The sequence below is a fragment of the Larkinella humicola genome (assembly GCF_008727875.1).
GTDB lineage: Bacteria > Bacteroidota > Bacteroidia > Cytophagales > Spirosomataceae > Larkinella > Larkinella humicola.
Map to the genome: position 1 here is coordinate 131,488 of NZ_VTWS01000006.1, position 15,233 is coordinate 146,720.

12 protein-coding genes are annotated in these 15,233 nt (G+C 53.7%); 3 read left to right on the forward strand and 9 right to left on the reverse strand.

Going from position 1 to position 15,233, the window contains the following annotated elements; genetic code table 11:
* Positions 1 to 74: 74 nt before the first annotated feature.
* The 4 genes from F0P93_RS22070 to F0P93_RS22085 form a co-directional block, all read right to left on the reverse strand.
* Complete coding sequence (locus tag F0P93_RS22070) at positions 75 to 1,574, reverse strand: RagB/SusD family nutrient uptake outer membrane protein (protein ID WP_150879912.1); 1,500 nt, start codon at positions 1,572 to 1,574, stop codon at positions 75 to 77.
* A gap of 99 nt (positions 1,575 to 1,673) precedes the next feature.
* Positions 1,674 to 4,535: a SusC/RagA family TonB-linked outer membrane protein gene (locus F0P93_RS22075; RefSeq protein WP_150879913.1), complete on the reverse strand. Its 2,862-nt coding sequence runs from the start codon at positions 4,533 to 4,535 to the stop codon at positions 1,674 to 1,676.
* 220 nt (positions 4,536 to 4,755) lie between these two features.
* A complete protein-coding gene (locus F0P93_RS22080) occupies positions 4,756 to 5,736 on the reverse strand; it encodes a UDP-glucuronic acid decarboxylase family protein (RefSeq protein WP_150879914.1) in 981 nt (326 codons plus the stop codon).
* Positions 5,737 to 5,769: 33 nt separating this feature from the next.
* Positions 5,770 to 7,101, reverse strand: coding sequence for a UDP-glucose dehydrogenase family protein (locus F0P93_RS22085; protein WP_150879915.1), 1,332 nt, complete (start codon positions 7,099 to 7,101; stop codon positions 5,770 to 5,772).
* Positions 7,102 to 7,417: 316 nt separating this feature from the next.
* On the opposite strand from F0P93_RS22085, the gene F0P93_RS22090 reads away from it, so the two are divergent.
* Positions 7,418 to 8,572, forward strand: coding sequence for an acyl-CoA dehydrogenase family protein (locus tag F0P93_RS22090; RefSeq protein WP_150879916.1), 1,155 nt, complete (start codon positions 7,418 to 7,420; stop codon positions 8,570 to 8,572).
* A gap of 54 nt (positions 8,573 to 8,626) precedes the next feature.
* Here the strand turns inward: F0P93_RS22090 and F0P93_RS22095 are convergent, their stop codons facing one another.
* From F0P93_RS22095 to F0P93_RS22110, 4 genes are all read right to left on the reverse strand, one after another.
* Entirely contained in the window at positions 8,627 to 8,827 is a 201-nt protein-coding gene (locus tag F0P93_RS22095; RefSeq protein WP_150879917.1) for a hypothetical protein, read from the reverse strand.
* A 134-nt stretch (positions 8,828 to 8,961) separates the two neighbouring features.
* Entirely contained in the window at positions 8,962 to 10,104 is a 1,143-nt protein-coding gene (locus F0P93_RS22100) for a serine hydrolase domain-containing protein (RefSeq protein ID WP_150879918.1), read from the reverse strand.
* A gap of 96 nt (positions 10,105 to 10,200) precedes the next feature.
* Positions 10,201 to 10,779, reverse strand: coding sequence for a hypothetical protein (locus F0P93_RS22105; RefSeq protein ID WP_150879919.1), 579 nt, complete (start codon positions 10,777 to 10,779; stop codon positions 10,201 to 10,203).
* A gap of 146 nt (positions 10,780 to 10,925) precedes the next feature.
* Positions 10,926 to 11,792: a LytR/AlgR family response regulator transcription factor gene (locus F0P93_RS22110; protein ID WP_150879920.1), complete on the reverse strand. Its 867-nt coding sequence runs from the start codon at positions 11,790 to 11,792 to the stop codon at positions 10,926 to 10,928.
* Positions 11,793 to 12,078: 286 nt separating this feature from the next.
* Between F0P93_RS22110 and F0P93_RS22115 the strand changes: the two genes are divergently transcribed.
* Together F0P93_RS22115 and F0P93_RS22120 are read left to right on the forward strand one after the other, a co-directional pair.
* The gene (locus F0P93_RS22115; RefSeq protein WP_114404982.1) at positions 12,079 to 12,996 is read left to right on the forward strand and encodes an SPFH domain-containing protein; all 918 of its coding nucleotides are present in this window, start codon (positions 12,079 to 12,081) and stop codon (positions 12,994 to 12,996) included.
* Positions 12,997 to 13,000: 4 nt separating this feature from the next.
* Positions 13,001 to 13,459: an NfeD family protein gene (locus tag F0P93_RS22120; protein ID WP_150879921.1), complete on the forward strand. Its 459-nt coding sequence runs from the start codon at positions 13,001 to 13,003 to the stop codon at positions 13,457 to 13,459.
* 76 nt (positions 13,460 to 13,535) lie between these two features.
* Here F0P93_RS22120 and pafA read toward each other — a convergent pair whose 3' ends face one another.
* Positions 13,536 to 15,188: an alkaline phosphatase PafA gene (pafA, locus tag F0P93_RS22125; protein WP_150879922.1), complete on the reverse strand. Its 1,653-nt coding sequence runs from the start codon at positions 15,186 to 15,188 to the stop codon at positions 13,536 to 13,538.
* Positions 15,189 to 15,233 lie beyond the last annotated feature (45 nt).

The following is a 15,233-nucleotide window of genomic DNA, read 5'->3' on the forward strand; positions in this document are numbered from 1 at the left end:
TGAATGTCGAATAACGAATATCGAAAGCCGGATCAATCACTTCGATATTCGTTATTCAATATTCCTTTGCTTTTTCACCACCCCGGATTCTGCGTCAGATTCGGATTGAGCTGGCGTTCTTTGGCGGGAATGGGAAACAGATAATGTTTCTTTTCATCGAAAGGACGACCTTTGGAGGTCAATTCCAGATACGCTTTTTTCCAGCGAACCAGGTCCCGCCAGCGGTGACCTTCCAGCCCAAGCTCCACCACCCGTTCGTGGGCGATCCACTCCATAAATGCGGTTTTCGACAAACCGGGGTCGAGTTCCTTCAAGCCCGCCCGTTTCCGAACGCGGTTGACGGCGGCATAGGCCTCGGCAGTCGGCCCGGAGGCTGAATTGGTGGCTTCGGCAAACATCAGCAGAACATCGGCAAAACGCAGCAGCCGGATGTTGACGTCCGACCCCGTCGTCCAGTCGAACTCGTTCCCGCCATCTTTCTGGTATTTTCGAACGGCAAAATCCGCCGGCAAAACGTCGAACCAGGAGGTGTACTCCAGCACTTTGTAATAATCCAGCCCGTCGAATTTGCTCCCCTGTGGCCCAAAAACCGACGCCAGCAGACGCGTGTCGCCCACTTCAAACTGCTTGACATACCATTCCGACGGAATCACGTTGTTGTAGGCCCGGCCCCGAACGCCCATTTCGAGGGGCCGTAACCCGCCCGTTCCGCATTCGTCACAGAACGCACCGGGATTGACCGTTGCCGAAAACTGGACTTCAAAAAGTGACTCCTTGTTGTTCTCATTGACATTCGTGTGGTTATCGCGGTAGTTCGGCACCAGATCGTAGGCGTTGGAGTCGATGATCTCCTTAAACAGTTTGGCTGCGGCCGCGTAATCGGTCTGGCTGTTGGTCAGGTTGGCCCGATACAGCAAGGCTTTGGCCCGGAACCCTTTGGCGGCTCCGCGCGTGGCCCGGCCAATTTCGTCGCCTTCATACAAAACCGGCAAGCGTTTTTCGGCTTCCTCGAAATCTTTCAGAATGGCCGCATACACCTGCGGAACCGCAATCCGGGTCGGTTGCTTCTCTTCGGGTTTGCTCACATCGACTACTTTCAGAATCAGCGGCACATCGCCGAAATTCGTCACCAGCGTGAAGTAATACATCGCCCGCAGAAAATACGCTTCGCCCAGCAACCGGCTCTTCTTTGCTTCGTTCATCGGAACGCCCGGAATGCGGGTGATGGCCAGATTAGCCCGGTAAATTCCCTGGTAACAACCGGTCCAGAGGAAATTGTATACTTCCGTAGTGGCATCGGCTTCGGCTTCGCGCATCAACACCAGACTCGGACTGGTCGACACCGTGGCCTCGGTTTCGTCCGACATCAGTTCCTGGGTCAAATGCATGATCTGGGAATACAGATCCGGCGACGCCAGGGTCGCATAAGTCGCATTGACGGCCTTGAGTGCATCTTCTTCCGTTTTGTAATAGTTATCCGTCGTCAGCACATTCACATTCTGAACGTCCAGCGCCTTGTCGCTGCAACCAGCCACCAACCCGGCCACCAGCAAAAGCGTGCTTATCTTTTTCATATGAACTCGGTTTTCAGTTCACGGTTTTCAGTTTACGGTGGGCTGGCGCGCGTACAGGTTGAATGCGTCAGCTCACCGTAAACTGAAAACCGTAAACCATTAAAAATTAAGCTGTAATCCCCCCAGGAACATTCGTGACTGCGGTTGCTGAGCGACATCGATGCCTTCGCCCAGGGCCTGATTGCTGGCAAATTCAGGATCGAAACCGGAATATTTTGTTTTTGTAAACAGATTTTGCGCCCCGACATAGACCCGCAAGCGGCTGGCGCCAAAAGTCGAGGTCAGCGATTCAGGCAAGGTGTAGCCCAGTTGCAGGGACTTTAACCGAAAATAACTACCATCTTCCACAAAGCGGTCGGACGGGCGAAAATTCCGGGTTCCGGACGCATCCGCGCGGGGCTGCGTGGTCGACGGTTTTTCGCGCGTCCAGCGGCTGAGCACTTCCGTTCCGGCGTTATACCGGCCCAGATATCCGTTCAGCCAGTAGGCCGTGGCGTTGTAAAGCTGGTTGCCCGACGCCCCTTGCAGCAAGACCGACAGGTCAAAACCGGCCACGCTCACTGACGCTGAAAAACCGTAATAGACCGTCGGAATCGGGCTACCGAGGAAGGTTTTGTCTGCGTCCGTGATTTTGCCGTCCTTGTTCAAATCCGAGTAGCGAATGTCGCCGGGTTCGGTTCCGGTCAGGCTGGGGTTCTTGATGATTTCGTCGCGGGTCTGGAAAATACCCACCCGCTGAAAACCGTAGTAACTTCCCACGGGCTGCCCTACCGCCGTGGCCGTTACCGTTTCTTCGTGAACCAGGCCACCCAAAACCGGATTGGGCCGGTCGCCCAGCGAGACCACCTTATTTTTCTGCCAACTGGCAAAACCGGCCAGGCTGAAGCTGATCCAGTCGTTGCTCCGTTCACCCGTCAGACTCAGATCAATGCCGGAATTATCGACAATTCCGGCGTTGGTCAGCGGAGCCGCAGCGCCCACCGACGCCGGCAACGGCACCTCTACCAGCAGATTCGTGGTTTGTTTCCGGAAATAGTCGACCCGCAGTTTTATACTGTTTTCCAGGGCACTGACATCCAGCCCGACGTTGCTGGTCGTGGTCGTTTCCCAGCGAATACCAATGTTGGGCAAGGTGCTTGGAAACGCCCCGACGCCCAGAAAAGAGTTGGTGGGGCCGAACGGGTAATTGTAGTTTTGCGCGATGAGTGACGCATATTGAAAATCCCCGACGTTGTCGTTACCGCTCCTGCCCCACCCGACCCGGAGTTTGACGGTATTCAGGTACGGCACCGATTCCAGAAACCGCTCTTTGTTAAGGTACCAGCCCGCTCCCACCGACGGAAACGCCCCAAAGCGGTGTCCCGGTCCGAAACGCGACGAACCATCGCGCCGGAGTGCCGCCGTCAACCAGTATTTTTTCTGAAAATCATACGACAACTGGCCCATCAGACTCACCACCCGGTAGAACGCGTAGGTGCCGCCCACCGTCCGGTTGCGCGACGATTGACCGGCCGTCAATGACCGAATGTCGTTACCGGGCAAATCATCCGCATAGGCCAGGATGTCGTCATTTCGGTAGGTCTGGCGACTTCCCGCCAGCAAAACCGTCAGCGAATGGGCATCCAGCGTGTGCGAATAACTCAGTTGATGATGCAGCAAGGTGTTGTAATTCGTCTGTTTGGCCCGGGCCAGCGAAGCCGTCAGGTTGATGTTGTATTCGCCCATGTTGAACGCGGGCATAGAATAAGCGCGGTCAAAATTGCGCAGATCGAAGCCGAGGGTCGCGCGGTAGATCAGCCCATCGAACAACGTCCATTCTCCGAATAAATCACCGATCAGATTCAGGGACGTGTGCCGATCGTTGGTCAAAACCGACAAACCAATGGGATTCAGGGCGTCGTTGTTGGCGTCGAGGTAGGTAGTTCCTTCGTAGCCGCCAATTCGTCGCGGGTTGGTAATCGACAGATAGGGCGCACTTTTCAGCGCCTGTTCAATGGGCGTCCGCCCTCCGGTTCCGTCGTTGGCGTGCCGAACCGACTGGCTGAGGGTCAGGTTCTGCCCCACTTTCAGGTTGTCGGTCAGATCGAAGTCGGTGTTGAGCCGCAGCGATAACCGCTCGAAATCAGAGCCGAGAATGACACCGTCCTGTTTGAAATAATCCGCAGCGATCAGGTACCGCGCCGACTCCTTCCCCCCCGCCACCGACACATACGCACTTCGAACCGGAGCGGGCCGAAACAACGCCCCGAGCCAGTCGGTACTGGTGCCCAACAGCGTATCGAGCGATACTTGATTGGTGAGTTTAAAGGCCGGAATCAAGCCACCGTTCGAGCGGCTGTCGTTGATGTAACTGATGTACTGGCGGGTATTGAGAAGCTGGGGCATCCGGGTCGTCCGCTGAACGCCGGTATACAAATCGACGGTGACGCGGGGCCGACCGGTTTCGCCTTTTTTGGTGGTAATCAGAATGACGCCGTTGGAACCCCGCATGCCGTACAACCCCATCGAGGTAGCATCTTTCAGGACTTCAACGGTTTCGATGGCGTTTGGAGCCAGCCAGTTCAGGTTATCCGTTTGTCCGATAATCATCCCATCCACCACCACCAGGGGGGTCGTATCGCCAAACCGCCCCGGCCCGTGAATTTGAAGGGTTGCCGCCCCGCCCGGTTCGCCGGAATTGGACCGAACCAGCAGACCGGCCACCTGCCCCTGCAAGCCTTGCAGGGAATTTGCGGTCACGATTCGCCGGAGGTTTTTAGCCGAAACCGTATCCGTTGAGCTGGTGTGCCGAAAGGCGGTCAGCCGGCCATTTTGGGTCGAAAGTGAATCATCAAATGGGAAGGCCGCAGTGGCATGGGTGGGTAACTGAAGCGTTAAGGCGAGGACAAAACTATTGAAAATGAGCGAATTGGTTTTTACCCATATTGTTGAGAAACACCGGATAATCGGTGGGTGTATCATATACCTGGACGGGTTAGAGGAGGTAATGCTGAAAGTTAACTAACTCTTCCGTATCAAGAATAATACCAATCCGAAAAATAAAAAAGCCTGCGTACCCGTAAAAAGTACGCAGGCTTCGTTTACCGACCGACTTTCTGCCCTTTTCAGAGAAACAGGCTACCCAAAACGGGCTGACTGTTACGGACTAAAGTTCGTTGTCACGGTAAAAATATTTGTCTGTTTATTTTTTCACAAACTCCCGGTGGTAGGCCGCTTTATACAATTCTTCTTCCGGCAGGCTGCGGAAGTAATCGTACGTAATCCGCAACCCTTCGGCCCGTGAAACCTTCGGCTCCCACCCCAAAATCTGCTGCGCCCGCGTAATGTCCGGACGGCGTTGTTTCGGGTCGTCGGTTGGCAACGGTTTAACGATCAGCTTCTGCTTGGTTCCCGTCAGTTTGATGATTTCTTCGCCAAATTCGCGGATGGTGATTTCGCCGGGGTTGCCGATGTTGACCGGATAGGCGTAGTCGCTCAGCAACAGCCGGTAGATGCCTTCAACCAGGTCATCGACGTAGCAGAACGAACGGGTTTGGCTACCATCGCCGAACACCGTGAGGTCTTCACCGCGCAGGGCCTGGCCGATGAAAGCGGGCAAAACCCGGCCGTCGTTGAGTCGCATCCGGGGACCGTAGGTGTTGAAAATCCGCACAATCCGCGTTTCCAGACCGTGGTAGGTATGATACGCCATCGTGATCGCTTCCTGAAACCGCTTGGCTTCGTCGTATACCCCACGCGGACCAACCGGGTTCACATTGCCCCAGTAATCCTCGTTTTGCGGGTGAACCGCCGGATCACCGTACACTTCCGAGGTGGAAGCGATCAGCACCCGGGCGTTTTTAACCCGCGCCAGTCCGAGGCAATTGTGAATGCCCAACGACCCGACTTTCAGCGTCTGGATCGGGATTTTCAGGTAATCGATCGGGCTGGCGGGCGACGCGAAATGGAGAATATAGTCCAGATCGCCCGAAACGTGGATGAATTTCGATACGTCGTGGTGATAGAACTCGAAGGTGGGCAGGTGGAACAGGTGTTCGATGTTGCGAATGTCGCCCGTAATGAGGTTGTCCATCGCAATGACGTGGTAGCCCTCTTTGATAAACCGATCGCAGAGGTGCGACCCCAGGAAACCAGCCCCGCCTGTAATGAGTACGCGTTTCATAAATAGTTTTTCAGTTTTTTTTAGTTGATCCGTTTACGCACTTTGCGCGACTTCCGGCGTGACGGTTTCGCGCCCGATGCTGTAATACGTATACCCGACTTCCTTCATCTGGTCGAGTTCGTAGACATTCCGACCATCGAAAATCAGCTTGTTTTTCAGCAACAGGTTCATTTTTCCAAAGTCCGGCGTGCGGAACAACGGCCACTCGGTCATGATCACCAGAGCATCGGCATCGTCCAGGGCAGCATACGACGTGTGGGCGTAGTTGATCTGATTGCCCAGAATATTCCGCACATTGTCCATCGCTTCGGGATCGTAAACCGTTACTTTGGCGCCTTCCTTCAGCAAGGCCCGGATGTTTTCCAGTGCCGGTGCTTCCCGGATGTCGTCGGTATACGGTTTGAACGCCAGCCCCCAGACGGCGATGGTTTTTCCTTTCAGATCCCCGTCGAAATGGCCCTTGATGATCGGCAGCAGCTTGCTTTTCTGCTTGGTGTTGACCTCCATCACCGACTTCAGAATTTTAAAATCGTAGTCGTATTCTTGTGCGGTTTTCGCCAGCGCCTGCACGTCTTTCGGAAAACAACTTCCGCCGTAGCCAATCCCGGCGAACAAGAACCGCTTGCCAATCCGGCTATCGGTTCCGATGCCCCGGCGAATGTCGTCGACGTTGGCACCGGCTTTCTCGCACAGGTTGGCGATCTCGTTCATGAACGAAATTTTAACGGCCAGGAACGCATTGGCGGCATATTTGGTCATTTCGGCCGAACGCTCGTCCATGAAAATCACCGGGTTTCCCTGCCGAACGAGCGGGGCATACAGCTTATTGAGAACGGCTTTGGCTTTGTCTGATTTGGTTCCGATCACGACGCGATCCGGTTTCATGAAATCATCGACGGCAACGCCTTCCCGCAAAAATTCGGGGTTCGACACCACGTCGAAGTCGATTTTTGCGCCCCGCGAAATGTGAAGCCACACCTTTTCGGCGGTTCCCACCGGCACCGTACTTTTGTCGACAATCACCGCGTATTGTTTCAGCAACGGACCCAGATCATCCGACACTTTCAGAATATATTTCAAATCGGCCGAACCGTCTTCACCCGGAGGTGTGGGCAACGCCAGGAAAATAACTTCTGCTCCTTCAATCCCTTCGGCCAGGTTGGTCGTAAATTTCAGGCGGCCTTCGGCGGTATTCCGGTTGAATAAAACATCCAGACCCGGTTCGTAAATCGGAATGATTCCGTTGTTCAGCTTTTCAACTTTACGCTCGTCGATGTCGACGCAGACGACCTGGTTTCCGGTTTCGGCAAAACAGGTCCCCGTAACGAGCCCGACATATCCGGTTCCAATAACGGCTAATTTCATAGAGAAGTGATTGTATTTATGTTAAGATAGGTTGATAGAAGTCAACTGATTTGTACTTTTTGTATACCCTGGTTGCAGGACACAAAAATAGATTTTTTTACTTAATTCTGATCGCTCCTCCCGGAATTTGTGATCCAGAGGTCGATAATCTCCGGGTATTGCGCTGGCTCCATGTCAGTTAGCCATCCGTTCAGACCACACGGTAAATTGCTAAACCCATTCCAGACGGATTTGCCAACCGGCTTGGGTCTGTCGATTTTTTTTTGTAAATTATTATTAAAATCATCGTAAAAGTGCCACACAGCATAGCTCGTTCATGACTTCAGAAATTGTAGAAAACCAAGTAGACGATAGTTCACAGCTAATTGCCCAAACCGTCCGCGATTTTGCCGCACGCCAGATTCTGCCATTTGTTCGGGAATGGGATGAGTCGCAGCACTTTCCGGTCGAAACCATGCGCCAATTGGGCGAATTGGGGCTTTTGGGCATTCTGGTCCCGGAAGAATACGGCGGTTCCGGACTCGGCTACCGGGAATACGTCGGTGCCATTGTCGAATTAGCGAAGGTAGACGGCGCCATCGGCCTGTCGATGGCGGCTCACAACTCCCTCTGTACGAATCACATCCTGCTGTTTGGAAATCCGGCGCAAAAGCAGTTGTATTTACCCAAACTGGCCTCCGGCGAGTGGATTGGTGCCTGGGGGCTGACGGAACCCAACACCGGTTCCGATGCCGGTAACATGCGCACGGTGGCCGTCCGGGACGGAGACGACTGGGTGCTGAATGGCTCCAAAAATTTCATTACACACGGAAAAAGCGGTCATGTGGCCGTGGTCATTGCCCGAACGGGCGAACCCAACACCCCCCACAATGCCACGGCTTTTGTGGTAGAACGCGGCACGCCCGGTTTTTCAGGCGGTAAAAAAGAAGACAAACTCGGTATGCGGGCGTCCGAGACGGCGGAAATGTTGTTTCAGGATTGCCGCATTCCCGACAGCCAGCGGCTCGGTGCGGTGGGCGACGGTTTTGTGCAGTCCCTGAAAATTCTGGACGGCGGTCGGATTTCGATTGCCGCCCTGAGCCTCGGCATCGCGCTGGGTGCCTACGAACACGCCCTGCAATACGCCCAGGAACGGGAGCAGTTTGGCCAGGCGATTGCCCGCTTTCAGGCCATTGCCTTCAAACTGGCCGATTTAGCCACCACCATCGAAGCCGCCAAACTCCTCACCTACCAGGCCGCCGATTTGAAGGATGCCGGAAAACCGGTGACGAAGGAGTCGGCGATGGCCAAACTTTACGCGTCGGAAGTGGCCGTGAAAGCCGCCGACGAAGCCGTGCAGATTTTCGGCGGGTATGGCTACACGAAAGATTTTCCAGTCGAGAAATACTACCGCGACGCCAAGCTTTGCACCATTGGCGAAGGAACGAGTGAAATTCAGCGGCTGGTGATTTCGCGCTTGATCCTAAAATAGAAATGGCGGGAAACTTCCCCGCCATTTCTGCTTTTTTCACAACTAAATCTACTCCTACTTACTCTTCTTTTCGGTCTTTTTGACGGTCGTTTTTTTGACCATAACCTGGTGTTTGCCGTGTTTGCCCTGCATTTTGCTCCCCTTTGTAGCCGTAGTGCTGGTGGACGACGAGGTCTTAGCTGGTTTTTCCTGCGCAAACGCAAGCGGTTCGGCCAATAAAGCCGCACACAGGGCGATCATAAGTATCTTCTTCATATTGTCAGCTTGTTAAAAGTTTCCAACCTCTCTGCTAACTTTTTATTCAACAGAAAGTTCGAGTTATGGCATTAAAACTCTATTAAGTTTGATTTAAAAGAGGATTAAAGCGCAATTAGCAAAGCCCATTCTGGTTATTTCAGCCATTTTTCCACAAATGACTTGTCCGAACCACCGCCGTTGTTGTTAAAAAGAACGTACAAGGCTTTTTTCCCGGGGAAATAAAACCAGTTGGCGTCTACGCCCAGCAGCGTTCCGTTATGGCCCCAGCCCATACCCAGTTCGGTGGAAGAATACGATTCCAGCCCTAATCCGTATTCGTTTGCCCCCTCTCGAACGGGCTGAACCGTCATCATTTCCTGCACCGACGCCAGACGGATGATTTTCCCGGCAAAGAACGCTTCGGTAAATTTCAGCAAATCGTCGGCGGTTGTAATCAGCCCCCCGCTGGCCTGTCCGTCGGAATCGGCGCGATCGAGGGCCGTCACGTCCATCAGTTTTCCGTTGGCATAAAAATCGTTGTAGCCCCGGATCACGTTGCGGTCGTCGCGCCGGTCGATGTAGCTGTGGGTGAGACCAAAAGGCGTAAAAATCACCTCCTCCAAAACCGCCTGCAAGCTCTTTCCCCGAATTGTTTCGATCAGTTTACCCAGTAACCAGAAGTTGGCATTTGAATACTGAAACCGATCACCCGGCTGAGAAACCAATGCCCGGCCATAGACGTATCGTCGCAGGATTTCGTCAGTCGATTGCTGAACCCGGCGTTGCGGATTGTTCAACAGATCAAGCTGATACTGAAGGTCATCGTTCGTTGGATCAACCAAACCGCTGGTGTGTGAAAGCAGGTTTCGAACCGTGATCTTCTGTGCATCCGGAATGTGGCCGTTCACCTCGGGCAACAGCGCAGCCAGGTTGTCCTCCAGACGCAGTTGCCCTTCTTCTTTCATTTTCATGACCACCGTTGCCACCAATGCTTTCGTGATGCTGCCGGTACGAAACGGATCCGTAATCCGAAGGTCGGTCTGGTGCTCCAGATTGGATTTACCAATAGCACCGATCCAGGCGGGTGCGTCGGCGCGTTTCAGCAGCATAAGCGAGCCGGGAATGTTCCACTTCCGGCGAAATTCCGCCAGTTCTTTCCGGTAGAGCTGGTTTTGGGGATGATTGGCATATTCGTCTGTCGAACCGGGTTCAGTCGTCGGTTTGAGAACGGGTTCGGTTTCGCACGCCAGGAGTAGCAGTGCCGCGAAGGCACTGAAAATCAATTGATTTTTCATGAGTTGTTGTTTTTAGAGAAGTCAGAATTGAGACAAGAGAAGTTAGATTACCTAGCGGGTTCTCATTTTTTAGGTCTCACTTCTATCGTCTTTTTTCTAGTTGAAGAAAATCCTCGCGCCCAGGTGCAGGGCCTGGTGGGGTAGTAAAATTTCACGGAATGGCATTTCGCCAAAGAGTTCGTAGCGGGTGAATACCGTCGTTCGGTGGTGGAAACGGTAGCCCAGACCGGCATTGATGGTGGGCATGAATTTGAGTTGCGTCGCCGGGGCTTTGCGGTACTCGCCCGTGTTCGAATCCTGTGTATAGGAAGGTGAAACCGGTCGCACCAGCAAGGCACCGCCACCCACCAACGCGTCGGCATAAAACACCCCGACGTATTTCCGGAAACCGAATTCCGAGCTGACAAATAAACCGGCTTGTACCCGCGGATGGCGGTAATAGCCCACGTTCAGGGTCTGGATGAGTTGTGAGCTGGGTCGGTTTCGGTAGAAAAGCTCGGTTCCGATTTTGAGGCCCAGGCCACCCGTCTGAAGGTGCCTGAACGTGGGCAGACTGATGGATTCGGAGAACAGACTGAGGGTGATGGGCAGACCGTTTCGGGTCGATTTGGGCTTTTGCGCCTTCACCGTCGTGACGACCAGCAGCATGACAAGGAAGACTTGCACTGTTTTCATGGCATTGTTCAGCAGTTGTTGTTGGCTGCAAAACTGGGCTTAAAAACGATATGAAGGCAGTTTTTGACCGCCCACCGGTCGGCGTTCCGGGCTGAATGGCCGAAATGAAAACGCGAATGGTGGATGCAGGCGCGGAGGTTTTGGGGTTACGATCCCATCCACTGCCGAAATTCGGCCACACGCCGTCGGCTAACGGCCACCTCTTCGGAATGGACGGGGTGAAGATGCAGCACCAACCGCCCCGAACCGTCGTTTTCGACTTTCCGGATGGCCTTTCGGTGGGCGATGAACTGGCGGCTGAGCCGAAAAAAAACGTCTGAAGGCAACCGCTCACTGAGTTGTTCCAACGTGGCATCGACCGTAAAGGACTGGCTATCGACGGTTTTAACGATGCTGATTTCATTGGTAATAAAAATGTAGGCAATCTGCTCTATTGAAACCGGAATGAACCCTTTTCCCTGGTTCACCAGCAAGGTTTTTAAGGCTGGATTGCGGTTTTCGGCGGATTCGGGCTGGGTTGCCGGTTCGGTCCGGATTTCGGCCAGTTGCCGGCGCAATTCGGCGACGGTCTGGCGGTGGTAGGTTCGCATCCAGTACATGGTATAGGCCATGTGCAGGATCAGAATGAAAAGGAGTCCGATTGGTACATCATTGGAAATCGTGATCGACAAGTCGAACGGCGGGGGTCTTTTTAGAATAAATCGGTTGTAGATCAGGCTAAAAACGGCGATGATAAACCCCGTTGAAGTGAAAGCCAGACCGCCCTGCGCCACCAGCCGTTGCAGCGGTTGGGTCGCCCAGGAATACCGTACGTCCATTTTTCGGATCAGCCAGCGGTTGAACTCCCAAAGAATGACGTTCACCCCCATGATGACAGCCACATCGAGGTAAAAGAGCGGATTCAGAAACAAATCGCCGAGGGGAGCCGGATCGCCGATGAACCGGAACAACACCGCCCAAATCGGGATGCCGATCAGGCGAACCCAGCGGTCGGGATAGTGAATAACAGGCATTTGAATTCAAAGTAGACTTGACAGACTTCCCGTTGCCAATGGGACAACGCCCCTCCAGCGGCTGATTACTACCGCAAATTAATCTAATTTCTCCATCCAGCCCCACAACCTTTCATTTACGGTTTTTTCTGCCTATCATCACAGTACTTGGAGATACGCGTCTATTTTTCCGAGATTTAGTCAAGACAAAAGAAGTTAGACAAAAAAATAGAGACATTCCTGTCTTTTATCTCTTGTCTTACGTCTTACTTCTATCCTCTTTTATTCACTTAACCTTCACTCTCTTATGGGATATGTTTTTTTAACCCTTGTCGTTCTGGCCCTTCTGGTGGTTTTCATGACGGTTAAGGTCGTGCCGCAGCAAACCGCCTACGTGGTGGAACGGCTGGGTAAATTTCTGGCGGTTCTGCAGCCGGGCATCACCTTCATCATTCCTTTTTTCGACCGGGTTGCCTACAAGCACAGTTTAAAAGAAACCGCCCTCGATATTCCCGAACAAATCTGCATTACGCGCGACAACGTCCAGGTGCGCGTCGATGGCGTCATTTTTATTCAGATTGTCGATCCGCAGAAAGCGTCCTATGGAATTGCCGACTACCGGTTTGCGGTGATTCAGTTGTCGCAGACCACGATGCGAAGTGAGATGGGCAAAATCGAACTGGACAAGACGTTTGAAGAACGGACGACACTGAATCAAGCCGTGGTCCGGGCCATCGACGAAGCCGCCATTGGCTGGGGTGTCAAAGTGCTGCGCTACGAAATCAAGAACATTACGCCCCCCCAATCCGTTTTGAACGCGATGGAGAAACAGATGCAGGCCGAACGCGAAAAACGGGCGGTGATTCTGCAATCGGAAGGCGAAAAGCAATCGGCCATCAACATCGCCGAGGGGCAAAAACAGAAGGTTGTGCTCGAATCGGAAGGGGTGCGGCTGCGGCAAATCAACGAAGCGTCGGGTGAAGCCGAAGCCATCAAATCCATCGCCGATGCCACCGCCGAAAGCATCCGCAAAGTGGCGGCTGCCATCAACGATGAGGGCGGTATGGATGCCGTCCAACTGCGGGTGGCCGAACAACTGGTCGATCAGTTTGGCAACCTGGCCCGCACCAACAACACACTGATTCTGCCCGCCAACTTCGGGGATCTGGCATCGATTATTTCAACCGCCATGACGGTGGTCAAACATCAGGATAAAAAATCATAAAGCGATGGACTTCATCACCTGGCCTCAGTTATGGGTCGTTCTGGGCATTCTGTTTTTGATTGCCGAGCTACTCAGTGTTTCGTTTGTCTTCGCCTTTCTCAGCGTTGGCGCGTTCGTTACAGCGCTGGTCACCTGGCTGGGCGTAACGCCGGAAGTCAGCGCCCAGTTGTTTGCGTTTGCGGCCATCACGCTGCTGACACTGGTCACGGGCCGGAAACCGCTCCGGCGCTGGTTTGAATCGCGCACCCGAAAACAGGAATACGTCGAATCGGTGGGCGACAAAGCCACGGTTGTTGAAACCATCCCGGCTTCCGGCGAAGGACGAATTTTCTACCGGGGCACAGAATGGACGGCGGTTTCGGACAACGACGAGTCGATCATGGCGGGTCGGCCGGTAGTAATCAAGAGAATGGAAGGCAGCCGGGTTATTGTGGCGCAGGTTCCGGTGGAGAGTTTGCAGTAGAGAATCGTGTTCCCAAACCAAAACGACGCTAAGCCTCACCCGGCTTAGCGTCGTTTTGGTTGTTCCTGGTTCAATCTCACTTCATCGCTTCCGCCACCGGATCGCCAATGTTTCCGCTGGGTTCCAGAATGTGCAGGAGCGCCGAAACCGTGGAGGCAATGTCGGCAATGTGCGTCCGGCGGGTGGTTTCGCCGGGTTTGATGCCCCAGCCGTAAAAGACCAGTGGGACGTGCGTATCGTAGTTGTAGAGCGTTCCGTGCGAGGTGCCGCCCTTCCGGTAGCCTTCCAGCCAGCCGGGTTGCGTCACCAGATACAGGTCTCCGCTTCGCCGGGGGTTGTAGACATTCCGAAGCAAAGGCAACCAGTATTCCGGGACAGAGTTCGAGTTGATGTCGTGCAGGTTGAGCACGTTCTGAATGCCCGGATTTTTCAATAAGGCCATCCGCACCACTTCGGTAGCCTCGGACACTTTCACTTTCTTTTCCCGCAGTAGGTCGTGATTCAGATACACCTGCGCATTGGAATTGCCAACGACCCATTTTCCGGGGCCAAACGCGTCCGTCAGGGCCTTGTCGGTGGCAGCACTGATGTCCTTTGCTTCCAGAAAATCACCCGGTAAGTTCAGGCTCTGCGAGTAGGCCGGGTTGTCGGCAGCACCGTGGTCGGCGGATAGAAACGTGAAATAATTTCCTTTCCCGACCTGCGCATCCAGCGCATTCAGCAGGTCCGCCATCACTTTGTCCAGGCGCAGGTATTCATCCTCGATTTCAATGGAGGTCGGGCTGAACCGGTGACCAATGGCATCGGGCGACGAAAAACTGACGCAAAGGAAATCGGTTTCGTTGCCTTTTCCCATATTTTCGCCTTTCAGAGCGGCTATGGCCATTTCTTTCGTCAATACATCGCCAAACGGGCTGGTCCGCAGGGCTTCGTATTTGCTGCCGAGCGACGCAATGGCCTGGTGCGGAAACACGGCTTTGGGTTCTCCGGCCAGCGGGTTCTCAAACGGCGTGTCATCGGCGGTGCTTTCCGTATATTGATCGATCGGCAAGGTGGTTTCCCAGGTTTGTGTCAGGTATTTGTCCGACAGTTTGAGGGCGTTAAAGTCCTTCGCCCACTGAGGCTGTTCTTTCATATAAAATGTACTCGAAATCCAGCTTCCGTCTTTCGAGTCGAACCAGTAGGCGGCATTGGCGGCATGACCCGCGGGCAGAATGGCGCCCCGGTCTTTCATGGCAATGCCAATGACTTTCGAACGACCCTGTGTGGCCACTTTCAACTGATCCGTCACGGTCGTCACCAGCAGGTTGCGGGGAGACATTTTTCCAGCCGACGATGTATTTCCAACCGATCGAACCGTTGAATCTTCGACACAATATACCGTTCGTTGAGCGGCCCGGTCGTACCAGTCATTGCCCACAATACCGGAAATGGCCGGAGCCGAACCCGTGTATACGTGCGTGTGACCGGGGGCCGTAATGGTGGCCGCATAATGGTAGTGGTTATTGCGGGCATTAAAACCGTCCCGCATCATCCGTTTAAAACCGCCTTCGGAATATTTGTTGTAAAACCGGTACAAATAATCATACCGCATCTGGTCGACGATGATGCCAACCACCAGTTTCGGTCGGCTCAGGGAAGTTGAAGGGCTGGCTGCTTTTTTAGGAGCCGGTTGCGCAAACACCCATACCGGTGTAAGCAAAAATAACGCTAAACGGACTAGTTTCATGCCAATGGGAAGGGACTATGGAGAATGAGTCGGGTTATAACCCCA

Excerpts from the sequence above, each read along its gene's own strand:
- F0P93_RS22075 (WP_150879913.1), bottom strand. The coding sequence starts at position 4,535 with ATGATACACCCACCGATTATCCGGTGTTTCTCAACAATATGGGTAAAA.
- F0P93_RS22110 (WP_150879920.1), bottom strand. The coding sequence starts at position 11,792 with ATGCCTGTTATTCACTATCCCGACCGCTGGGTTCGCCTGATCGGCATC.
- F0P93_RS22115 (WP_114404982.1), top strand. The coding sequence starts at position 12,079 with ATGGGATATGTTTTTTTAACCCTTGTCGTTCTGGCCCTTCTGGTGGTT.
- F0P93_RS22100 (WP_150879918.1), bottom strand. The coding sequence starts at position 10,104 with ATGAAAAATCAATTGATTTTCAGTGCCTTCGCGGCACTGCTACTCCTG.
- pafA (WP_150879922.1), bottom strand. The coding sequence starts at position 15,188 with ATGAAACTAGTCCGTTTAGCGTTATTTTTGCTTACACCGGTATGGGTG.
- F0P93_RS22120 (WP_150879921.1), top strand. The coding sequence starts at position 13,001 with ATGGACTTCATCACCTGGCCTCAGTTATGGGTCGTTCTGGGCATTCTG.
- F0P93_RS22105 (WP_150879919.1), bottom strand. The coding sequence starts at position 10,779 with ATGAAAACAGTGCAAGTCTTCCTTGTCATGCTGCTGGTCGTCACGACG.
- F0P93_RS22090 (WP_150879916.1), top strand. The coding sequence starts at position 7,418 with ATGACTTCAGAAATTGTAGAAAACCAAGTAGACGATAGTTCACAGCTA.
- F0P93_RS22095 (WP_150879917.1), bottom strand. The coding sequence starts at position 8,827 with ATGAAGAAGATACTTATGATCGCCCTGTGTGCGGCTTTATTGGCCGAA.
- F0P93_RS22080 (WP_150879914.1), bottom strand. The coding sequence starts at position 5,736 with ATGAAACGCGTACTCATTACAGGCGGGGCTGGTTTCCTGGGGTCGCAC.
- F0P93_RS22070 (WP_150879912.1), bottom strand. The coding sequence starts at position 1,574 with ATGAAAAAGATAAGCACGCTTTTGCTGGTGGCCGGGTTGGTGGCTGGT.
- F0P93_RS22085 (WP_150879915.1), bottom strand. The coding sequence starts at position 7,101 with ATGAAATTAGCCGTTATTGGAACCGGATATGTCGGGCTCGTTACGGGG.